Genomic DNA, 10,540 nt, shown 5'->3' with positions numbered 1-10,540 from the left:
GCGCGCCCGGGAGGATTCGAACCTCCGACCGCCTGATTCGTAGTCAGGTACTCTATCCAGCTGAGCTACGGGCGCTTACCTTCACCGTGCCGTACATGGCGGAGAGGGAGGGATTCGAACCCTCGAAGGGGCTATTAACCCCTTACTCCCTTAGCAGGGGAGCGCCTTCAGCCACTCGGCCACCTCTCCCTCATCGGCACGGTGCGCATCCTACCGATTTAAAAGGCCATTGTCCAGCGTCCGGAGGATTTTTCTCACTCGACCCGGCGTCGGTAAACGCCGGTTCGAGCCTCAAGGTGTCTCGTCGTCGATGTCGTCGTCGGATTTCTCACGCTGAATGCGTTGATAGATCTCCTCGCGGTGCACGGCGACGTCCTTGGGTGCATTGACACCAATGCGGACCTGGTTGCCCTTTACCCCCAGAACGGTGACGGTGATATCGTCGCCGATCATCAGGGTTTCGCCGACGCGGCGGGTCAGGATGAGCATGACTGATCTCCTTTTCAGACTTCTGGCTACGGGATGCTGCCACCTACAGGGGACGACGGCGCGTGACACCATGGCACGATGTCGCCCCCGAGCCAATAGCGCCGACCATGACACTGCAACGCCACGTTGAAGAGAAGCCCCTTTCACACCAGTGTCATGGACTCCCTACCAGCGTAGAAGCTGTCGGCGAACCTGGGTGTCGTTTATTCGCTCTCGATGTCGGACTTGTCGAGTCCGAACGCCTTGTGCAGGGCACGCACCGCCAGCTCCATGTGCTTCTCGTCGATCACCACGGAAATCTTGATCTCGGACGTCGAGACCATGCGGATATTGATGTTCTCCTCGGACAAGACGCGGAACATCTTGGACGCCACGCCGGCATGGGAACGCATGCCGACCCCGACCAGCGAGACCTTGGCGATATTGTCATCGCCCTTGACCTCGCCCTCGCCCAGCGCGGGCAGCACCTGATCCTCGAGGATGCGCAGGGTCTGCTTGTAGTCGCCCTTGGCCACGGTGAAGGTGAAGTCGGTGTAATCGCCGGCCGGCGCCACGTTCTGCACGATCATGTCGATCTCGATATTGGCATCGGCGATCGGCCCCAGAATTTTCGAGGCGACACCGGGGACATCCGGTGTATTGAGCAGGGTCAGCTTGGCTTCGTTGGCGGTAAAGGCGATACCGGAGATCAGCGGTTCTTCCATGGAGTCCTCGTCATTATCGGAGTCTGCGACGATCAGGGTGCCGGGGCCGCCCTCGAAACTGGACAGCACGCGCAGCGGAACATTGTATTTGCCGGCAAATTCGACGGCACGGATCTGCAGGACCTTGGAGCCCAGGCTCGCCAGCTCCAGCATCTCCTCGACGGTGATGGTGTCCAGGCGCTGGGCCCGGGAGCAGACCCGTGGGTCGGTGGTATAGACGCCATCGACATCGGTGTAGATCTGGCACTCGTCAGCGCCCAGCGCCGCGGCCAGGGCCACCCCGGTGGTGTCGGAACCACCACGGCCGAGGGTGGTGATGTTGCCTTCCTCGTCGACGCCCTGGAAGCCGGCCACCACGGCCACCTGGCCATCGTCCAGGTCCTGGCGCATGTCCTCGGTCTCGATGCGCTGGATGCGCGCCTTGGTATGGGCGCTGTCGGTCATGATGCCGACCTGGGAGCCGGTATAGGACGTGGCCGGCACGCCCAGCTTGTGAAGCGCCATGGCCAGCAGCGAGATGGTCACCTGTTCGCCGGTGGACACCAGCATGTCCATCTCGCGCGGAGTCGGCTCGTCGTTGATATCGTTGGCCAGGCCGATCAGCCGGTTGGTCTCGCCGCTCATCGCGGAAACCACGACCACGACCTGGTGCCCCTCGTCACGGAAGCCCTTGACCTTCTCGGCCACGGCCTTGATGCGCTCCACGGAGCCCACCGAGGTGCCGCCGAACTTCTGTACGTATAGTGCCATTTATCGTTGTCCCTCGTATCCGGGTTAACGTTCGAATGAAAACGGTTAGCTGTATAAACTAAGGGCCGAAGGCATCCGCCTTCGGCCCCGATGATCATCAGAGCTTGGACTCGACCCACATGGGCACGCTATCCAGCGCACCGGGCAGGGCCGAGACATCGCTGCCGCCGGCCTGAGCCATGTCGGGGCGTCCCCCGCCCTTTCCGCCGACCTGAGAGGCCACGTGATTGACCAGCTCGCCGGCCTTGACCCGGCCGGTCAGGTCATCGGTGACGCCGGCGATCAGGCTGACCTTGCCGGCCTGCTCGTCACCCACACCGAGCACCACCACGCCCGAGCCCAGCTTGTTCTTGAGCTGATCGAGCAGGCCACGCAACTCCTTGCCCGAGACACCCTCGAGGCGCTTGGCCAGCACCTTGATCCCCTTGACCTCGCGGGCCTCGCCGAGCATGTCGCTGCCGGCGGCGCTGGCCAGCTTGGCCTTGAGACGCTCGACCTCCTTTTCCAGGTCGCGGTTGCGTTCGACCAGCGACATCACGCGCTCCTCGACCTGCTCCGGCTTGGCCTTCAGGCGTTCGCCGATACGCGCCACTCGCGCTTCCTGATCGCGGAAATAGGCCAGGGCACCGTCTCCGGTGATCGCTTCGATACGGCGCACACCACTGGCGATACCGGCCTCGGCGACGATGTGACAACAACCGATATCGCCGCTGCGGGCCACATGGGTACCACCGCACAGCTCGACGGAGAAATCGTCGGCACCGATGGTCAGCACGCGCACGCTGTCGGCATACTTGGCCTCGAACAGCGCCGCGGCGCCCTTTTCCTTGGCTTCGTCGAGCGTCATGTGCTCGATGCGGGTCGGTGCATTGGCCAGCACCTGTTCATTGACCAACCGCTCGACCTCGGCAAGTTGCTCCTGGCTCATCGGCTCGAAGTGGCTGAAATCGAAACGCAGCCGCTCCGGCGTCACCAGCGAGCCCTTCTGCTGGACATGATCGCCCAGCACCAGGCGCAGCGCCTTGTGCAGCAGGTGGGTCGCCGAGTGATTGCGTACCGTGGCGGCACGCAGGCTCGCATCGACGTGCGGCGTCACGCTTGCCCCGACCTCGAGCTCGCCTTCCAGCAGGCGCCCCTGGTGCAGGTGGTGGCCAGCCTGTTTCTGGGTGTCCTCGACCAGGAAGCGTCCGCCCTCGAGCTCGAGGTAGCCGGTATCACCGACCTGGCCGCCGGACTCCCCGTAGAAGGGCGTTCGATCGAGCACCACCACGCCCCGTTGCTCGGTCTCGAGCTGCGCCAGGGCATTGCCAGCCTCGTCGACGAGGGCGACCACGGTGGCGCGATCCTCGAGTCGATCATAGCCGGTGAAGTCGGTCTGGCCATCGAGCTCCAGCGCCGCGCCGTAATCGACGTCGAACTGACTGGCCGCCCGGGCACGCTGACGCTGGGCCTCCAGCTCGCGCTGGAAGCCGGCCTCATCCAGCGAGACACCCCGCTCGCGGCAGACATCGGCGGTCAGGTCATAGGGGAAACCATAGGTGTCATAGAGCTTGAACACTGTCTCCCCGGGCAGGGTGTCGCCCTCCAGTGCATCGAGTGCCTCCCCGAGCAGCCCCATGCCATGCTCCAGGGTCCGCGCGAACTGTTCTTCTTCCTTGAGCAGCACGCGCTCGATCTGACCGCGGGCCTCGCGCAGCTCGGGATAGGCCTCGCCCATCTCGGCGTCCAGCGCCGCCACCAGCTTGTGGAAGAAGCTACCCTGGGCGCCGAGCTTGTGGCCGTGGCGCACGGCACGCCGAATGATGCGCCTCAGCACATAGCCGCGTCCCTCGTTGGAGGGCAGCACGCCATCGGCCACCAGGAAGGCACAGGAACGAATGTGATCGGCGATCACGCGCAGCGAAGGCGCCGAGGTGTCGCCATGCCCCGTTGCCTCGGCGGCAGCGGCCAGCAGGTTCTGGAACAGGTCGATCTCGTAGTTCGAGTGCACGCCCTGCATGACCGCGGCGATGCGCTCCAGTCCCATGCCGGTATCGATGGACGGCTTGGGCAGCGGATTCATGTTGCCGGCGACATCGCGGTCGTACTGCATGAAGACCAGATTCCAGACCTCGATGTAGCGGTCTCCATCCTCCTCGGGACTGCCGGGAGGACCACCCCACACCTCGGGGCCATGGTCGTAGAAGACCTCGGAACTCGGCCCACAGGGGCCGGTATCGCCCATCTGCCAGAAATTGTCCTCGTCGAGCCGGGAGAAACGCTCGGGATCGATGCCCACTTCGTCCTTCCAGATGCGCTCGGCCTCGTCATCGCTGACGTGGACGGTGACCCAGAGCTTCTCCCGAGGCAGACCGAGCACCTTGGTGAGGAAGTTCCAGGCGAAATGAATGGCATCGCGCTTGAAATAGTCACCGAAGCTGAAGTTGCCCAGCATCTCGAAGAAGGTGTGGTGACGCGCGGTATAGCCGACGTTGTCCAGGTCATTGTGCTTGCCGCCGGCGCGCACGCAGCGCTGAGCCGAGGTCGCACGCACGTAGGGGCGCGGATCGCGCCCCAGGAAGACGTCCTTGAACGGCACCATGCCGGCATTGGTGAACAGCAGGGTCGGGTCGTTGTCCGGTACCAGGGAGCTCGACGGGACGATGGAATGCCCTCGCTCCTCGAAGTAGCTCAGAAAGGCCTGTCTGATGTCTGCACTTTTCATGGAATATCCGTGACGATAAGCATGGAGGCCCTCCGGGCAGGGCACGCCGCCCGGGGCACTGGGAAGCACTCAATAAATCGGCGAGCGTGCTCGAGCACGGGCGCTCGGGCTATCGTGACGACGCTGGCGGGATTGGCCAAGGCCTCGGCAGGCCAGCGGCCATCGCGTAGTGATCGAAACGCCGAGCCACGCAGGCATTTAGTCAGTGTTTCCTCCGCAAAGGGAGCCATTATAGCGCAGTCGTCAAACAACGACAGGGCGGGAAGGTCGGGAGTGCGTCTCAGGCATCGTCCCAGGCATGCATCACAGCGTGTCGGAGCTGCTCGAAATCGAACCCCCTGCCGGCCAGGAAGCGCTCCCGTCGAGCCCGTTCACGCGACGTCTCGCCCGGCCCCGAGAAGCGGCGCGCCAGCGCCTCGGCGGCCAGGCTGAACCAGTCGACCTCGGTCGCCAGCTCGGTGAAGGCCTGGCGCACGATCTCATCGTCGATGCCACGCCGTTCGAGCTCGGCGCGCAACTTGATCGGCCCCTGCCCCCGGGCAACCCGGGCCCGCAGGAAGCTTTCGGCGAAACGCGCGTCGGACTGCAGGCCCTGCTCCTCCAGGTCGAACAGACATGCCTCGACGTCTTCGTCGGCATGCCCCTTCGCGACCAGGCGTTCGCGCAATTCCCCGCGGGCATATTCTCGCCTCGCCAGCAGGCGAATGGCATCTTCCCGGGGGGTACTCTCGGCCGTCTCGCGCATCGTCTACAGCAGGCCGTCCTCGCGCTCGCTGCCCTCGCCGATGGGCGCTTCGTCCTCGCCTTCTTCCTCACGAGGCTCCGGCGCGGCCAGCAACTGGGCACGAATCTGGCTTTCGATCTCCTCCATCACCGAGGGGTTGTCCTCGAGGAACTGGGCGGCATTGGCCTTGCCCTGACCGATCTTGTTGCCCTGATAGCTGTACCAGGCACCTGCCTTGTCGACCAGGCCGCACTGGACACCCAGATCGACCACTTCCCCGGCATGGTAGATCCCCTTGCCATAGAGAATCTGAAACTCGGCCTGGCGGAACGGCGGCGCCACCTTGTTCTTGACCACCTTGACCCGCGTCTCGTTGCCGGTGACCTCGTCGCCCTGCTTGACCGAACCGGTGCGTCGGATATCCAGGCGCACGCTGGAGTAGAATTTCAGGGCGTTGCCACCGGTGGTGGTCTCGGGACTGCCGAACATCACGCCGATCTTCATGCGGATCTGGTTGATGAACACCACCATGCAGTTGGCGTTCTTCATGTGGCCGGTGACCTTGCGCAGCGCCTGGGACATCAGGCGTGCCTGCAAGCCGACGTGGGAATCGCCCATCTCGCCCTCGATCTCGGCGCGCGGGGTCAGCGCCGCCACCGAGTCGATGATGATCACGTCGACCCCGCCGGAGCGCACCAGCATGTCGCAGATCTCGAGGGCCTGCTCACCGGTATCGGGCTGAGAGACCAGCAGATCATCGAGATTGACACCGAGCTTCTCGGCATAATTGGGATCGAGGGCGTGTTCGGCGTCGATGAAGGCGCAGGTCTTGCCCTGCTTCTGAGCCTCGGCGATGACCGCGAGGGTCAGCGTGGTCTTGCCCGAGGATTCGGGGCCGAAGATTTCCACGACGCGGCCATAGGGCAGGCCGCCGATACCCAGCGCGATATCCAGGCCCAGCGAGCCGGTGGAGACCGACGGCATCACCACGCGCGGCGTATCGCCCAGCCGCATCACGGTCCCCTTGCCGAACTGTCGATCGATCTGGGATAGCGCAGCGTTCAGCGCCTTGGAACGGTTCTCGTCCTGAGCCATGACAGGCCTCCTAAGCGATAGCGAATGATGGAGACATGGCCAGCGACCAGGCCCCTTCACTGTATGATTGCACAGTATTATGACGAAAAAAGCACCACTCGACCAGTCCCGCAAGCAAGCTACCCATGCGGTGCCAGCCAACGGATCAGCCCCACCAGCGCCTCACGCACCGCCGCCTCGCGCACGGCATCGCGATCGCCGGAAAAGTGCCGGCACTCCGAGTCACGCTGCCATCCGTCACCCCAGGCCAGCCACACGGTACCCACCGGCTTGCCGTCGGTGCCACCTCCCGGGCCAGCGACACCACTGACGGCCACAGCCAGATCGGCCCCGCTCTCGGCGCAGGCTCCGGCAACCATGGCCTCGACCACCTGTCGACTGACGGCGCCATGCTCGGCCAGCACGGCTTCGGGAACGCCGAGCAGACGCGTCTTGGCGGTATTGGCATAGGTCACATAGCCGGTCTCGAAATAGTCGGAACTACCGGCGACCGCGGTGATGGCGCTGGCCACGCCACCACCGGTACAGGATTCCGCGGTACTGACCACGATGCCCCGTTCCCGGCACAGACGACCCAGATATTCGGCGAGCCTCGCCGGATCGAGGGGATCCGCACTTTCGGCATGTACCGCCATGGCATTTCCTCCAGACCGATGGTAGCTGGACAACAGCGCTCCTGACGCCGAACGTCCTTGAGCGTAGAATACTGGCTTTGTCCGCGACATGCATGACATGCACGTCGCCATGATTCCGCTGTCGTTCTTCGCACCATCACCACCGGCAAGCCAAGGAAGCCCATGTCACAGGCCAGCGCCCAGCATACCCCGATGATGGCCCAATACCTGAAGATCAAGCGCGAACATCCAGACGTGCTGCTCTTCTACCGAATGGGTGATTTCTACGAGCTGTTCTTCGAGGACGCCAAGCGTGCCGCCTCCCTGCTCGATATCACCTTGACCCAGCGCGGCCAATCGGCGGGCAAGCCGATTCCCATGGCCGGGGTCCCCTATCACAGCGCCGAAGGCTACCTGGCACGATTGGTCGCCGCCGGTGAATCGGTCGCCATCTGCGAGCAGATGGGCGACCCGAATGCTGCCAAGGGGCCAGTGGAACGACAGGTCGTGCGCATCGTCACCCCCGGCACCCTGTACGACGAGGCCCTGCTCGACGCCCGCCGCGACAACCTGGTGGTCGCACTGCATGCCGCCGGTGATCGATGGGGACTGGCCTGGCTGGAGCTTTCCAGCGGTCGTTTCAGCGTGCTCGAGGTGGAAGGCGAAACCGAGGCGCTGGCCGAGCTGACACGCCTGGACCCGGCAGAGCTGCTGGTCGCCGAGAGTCTGACGCTGCCGCCCGGCCTGGAAACGCATCGTGGCCTGCGCCGTCAGAACGACTGGCTGTTCGACCTGGAAAGCGCCACCCGCACGCTCTGTGACCAGTTCGCTGTCCAGGACCTCCGAGGGTTCGGCTGCGCCCACCTGGAAGCGGCCATCACCGCCGCCGGCGTGTTGATCGACTACGCCCGCGATACCCAGCGCTCACAATTGCCCCATGTCACCGCCATCGGCGTGGAAAGCCGCGACGATGCCGTGGTGATCGATGCCGCCAGCCGTCGCAACCTGGAAATCGGTATCAACATGAGCGGTGGCACCGACAATACCCTGGCCAGCGTGCTCGACACGACGTCCACCGCCATGGGGTCTCGCCTGCTCAAGCGCTGGCTCAACCGGCCGCTACGCGATCGTGCCCAGGTATCGGGACGCCAGGCGGCGGTCGCCGCCCTCCTCGATGGTGATGGCTTCGTCGCGCCACGGGACGCCCTGAAGGCGATCGGTGACGTGGAACGCATCCTGGCCAGGGTTGCGCTCTACAGCGCCCGCCCTCGCGATCTCGCCAGGCTGCGTGATGCCCTGAACGCCCTTCCCGAGCTCGAGACCGAACTGGTCCGTTTCGACGAAGGCACCGCCCTGGATGATCTCAAGCGCCGCATCCACCCCTACCCGACGCTGGCCGATACTCTGAGCCGCGCCCTGGTGGAGAATCCGCCGGTGGTGATCCGCGACGGCGGCGTGATCGCCGAGGGGTTCGACGCCGAACTCGACGAGCACCGAGGCCTGGCCGAGCACGCTGGAGACTACCTGATCGAGCTGGAAACCCGGGAGCGCGAACGCACCGGACTGCCCGGCCTCAAGGTCGGCTACAACCGGGTTCACGGCTACTACATCGAGATTCCCCGGGCCCAGGCCCGGGAGGCGCCGGTGGACTACATACGTCGCCAGACCCTGAAAAACGCCGAGCGCTTCATCATCCCCGAACTCAAGGAGTTCGAGGACAAGGCGCTGTCGGCCAAGTCACGGGCACTGGCTCGCGAGAAGCTGCTCTACGACGGCTTGCTCGACGACCTCAACGCCGAACTCGCCACGCTCCAGGCCACCGGCCAGGCCCTGGCGGCACTGGATGTGCTCTCGACCCTGGCCGAGCGCGCCCGAGCCCTGGATTTCGTGCGCCCTGAACTGCCCGAAACACCGGGCATCACCATTCGTGCCGGTCGCCACCCGGTCGTCGAACAGGTCAGCGATACGCCCTTTGTTCCCAACGACCTGAACATGGACGACGAGCGGCGGATGCTGGTGATCACCGGCCCCAACATGGGCGGCAAATCGACCTACATGCGTCAGGCCGCCCTGATCACCCTGCTCGCCCACACCGGCAGTTTCGTGCCCGCCGATGCCGCCTCGATCGGCCCCGTGGATCGCATCTTCACTCGCATCGGCTCCTCGGATGATCTGGCCGGCGGGCGCTCCACCTTCATGGTGGAGATGACCGAGACCGCCAACATCCTGCATAACGCCACCGACCACAGCCTGGTGCTGATGGACGAGATCGGGCGCGGCACCAGCACCTTCGATGGCCTGTCGCTGGCCTGGGCCAGCGCCGAGCAACTGACCCGCAGCCGAGCCTTCACACTGTTCGCCACCCACTACTTCGAAATGACGGCCCTGGCCGAACAGGCGGGCGGCGTGGCCAATGTCCACCTGACGGCCACGGAGCACAAGGAAGGCATCGTCTTCATGCACCGGGTGGAAGACGGTCCGGCCAGCCAGAGCTATGGCCTGCAGGTCGCACAGCTCGCCGGCGTTCCCCAGAGCGTGATCGCCCGGGCGCGGGAAAAGCTCGCCAACCTCGAACAGCAGGAAATCGACCAGGGCCAGCGCAGCATGCCCACGGACGATAACGCCGCCACGTCGGGTGATACGCCGCAACAGGCCGACCTCTTCGCCAGCGCACCGCACCCCGTGGTGGAAAGTCTAGGAAGCCTGGGGCTGGATGACATGACACCGCGTCAGGCACTGGAATGGCTGTATCACTGGAAGGAAAGGCTATAGCCGCCTTGCGGTCGGCGCGGCGGCCCGACTAGAATGGGGTCGAAAAGCTCACTATATTATAAAAGCAACAGTTTTTATAACTTAAACTCATCATACGAGACCGATTGGCCGTGGCGCAACCCGGCCCGAGGAAGGGAGACAGACATGACATTCGTCGTCACCGAAAACTGCATCAAGTGCAAGTACACCGACTGTGTCGAGGTCTGCCCGGTGGACTGCTTCTATGAAGGCCCCAACTTCCTGGTGATCCACCCCGACGAGTGCATCGACTGCGCCCTGTGCGAACCGGAATGCCCGGCCGAGGCGATCTATTCGGAGGACGAACTGCCGGAGGGACAAGAGCAGTTCATAGAGATCAATGCCGAACTCTCCGAAACCTGGCCGAACATCACCGAGAAGAAGGATCCACCGGAAGACGCCGAGGAGTGGGACGGCAAGGAAGGCAAGCTGGAGCAGCTGGAGCGCTAGCAAGCGGGTATATTCCACCAAAGGCGGCGCTCGCCGGCCCTGAATGCGGCATGTGTGCGAGCTCGGTCACGGTGCTCGCCCAGGCCATGGCACCGGCAGGACACAAGAACGCCGAATGTCTCTCGACATTCGGCGTTCTTGCTTTTGCCTCATGGTGAGAAGGAGAACACCAGGCACAAAAAGGCGGCCCGCAGGCCGCCCGCTCCTAGCTAATCCTCGA

8 protein-coding genes and 2 tRNA genes are annotated in these 10,540 nt (G+C 64.2%); 2 read left to right on the top strand and 8 right to left on the bottom strand.

What is annotated here, in order from left to right:
* Position 1: 1 nt before the first annotated feature.
* The 8 genes from LU493_RS17860 to LU493_RS17825 all read right to left on the bottom strand — a co-directional run bounded on the left by LU493_RS17860 (position 2) and on the right by LU493_RS17825 (position 7,101).
* Positions 2-75, bottom strand: a tRNA-Arg gene (locus tag LU493_RS17860).
* Between the two features lie 21 nt (positions 76-96).
* Positions 97-189: transfer RNA gene (locus LU493_RS17855), tRNA-Ser, on the bottom strand.
* Positions 190-291: 102 nt separating this feature from the next.
* A complete protein-coding gene (gene csrA, locus LU493_RS17850) occupies positions 292-489 on the bottom strand; it encodes a carbon storage regulator CsrA (RefSeq protein ID WP_275289159.1) in 198 nt (65 codons plus the stop codon).
* Between the two features lie 203 nt (positions 490-692).
* Positions 693-1,943: an aspartate kinase gene (locus LU493_RS17845; protein WP_275289158.1), complete on the bottom strand. Its 1,251-nt coding sequence runs from the start codon at positions 1,941-1,943 to the stop codon at positions 693-695.
* 97 nt (positions 1,944-2,040) lie between these two features.
* Complete coding sequence (gene alaS, locus LU493_RS17840; RefSeq protein WP_275289157.1) at positions 2,041-4,647, bottom strand: alanine--tRNA ligase; 2,607 nt, start codon at positions 4,645-4,647, stop codon at positions 2,041-2,043.
* Between the two features lie 280 nt (positions 4,648-4,927).
* Positions 4,928-5,392, bottom strand: coding sequence for a regulatory protein RecX (locus LU493_RS17835; RefSeq protein ID WP_275289156.1), 465 nt, complete (start codon positions 5,390-5,392; stop codon positions 4,928-4,930).
* 3 nt (positions 5,393-5,395) lie between these two features.
* A complete protein-coding gene (gene recA / locus LU493_RS17830) occupies positions 5,396-6,466 on the bottom strand; it encodes a recombinase RecA (RefSeq protein WP_275289155.1) in 1,071 nt (356 codons plus the stop codon).
* Positions 6,467-6,585: 119 nt separating this feature from the next.
* Positions 6,586-7,101, bottom strand: coding sequence for a CinA family protein (locus LU493_RS17825; RefSeq protein WP_275289154.1), 516 nt, complete (start codon positions 7,099-7,101; stop codon positions 6,586-6,588).
* A 162-nt stretch (positions 7,102-7,263) separates the two neighbouring features.
* Between LU493_RS17825 and mutS the strand changes: the two genes are divergently transcribed.
* Positions 7,264-9,852 (top strand): DNA mismatch repair protein MutS, encoded by a 2,589-nt coding sequence (gene mutS, locus LU493_RS17820; protein WP_275289153.1) that lies wholly within the window; start codon positions 7,264-7,266, stop codon positions 9,850-9,852.
* A 144-nt stretch (positions 9,853-9,996) separates the two neighbouring features.
* Positions 9,997-10,320 (top strand): ferredoxin FdxA, encoded by a 324-nt coding sequence (gene fdxA, locus LU493_RS17815; RefSeq protein WP_275289152.1) that lies wholly within the window; start codon positions 9,997-9,999, stop codon positions 10,318-10,320.
* Positions 10,321-10,540 lie beyond the last annotated feature (220 nt).

The sequence above is a fragment of the Halomonas elongata genome, from assembly GCF_029081005.1.
Taxonomy (GTDB): Bacteria; Pseudomonadota; Gammaproteobacteria; order Pseudomonadales; family Halomonadaceae; genus Halomonas; species Halomonas elongata_B.
Note: the sequence above shows the minus strand (reverse complement) of the source record. Positions and strands in the feature narration are given on the sequence as shown.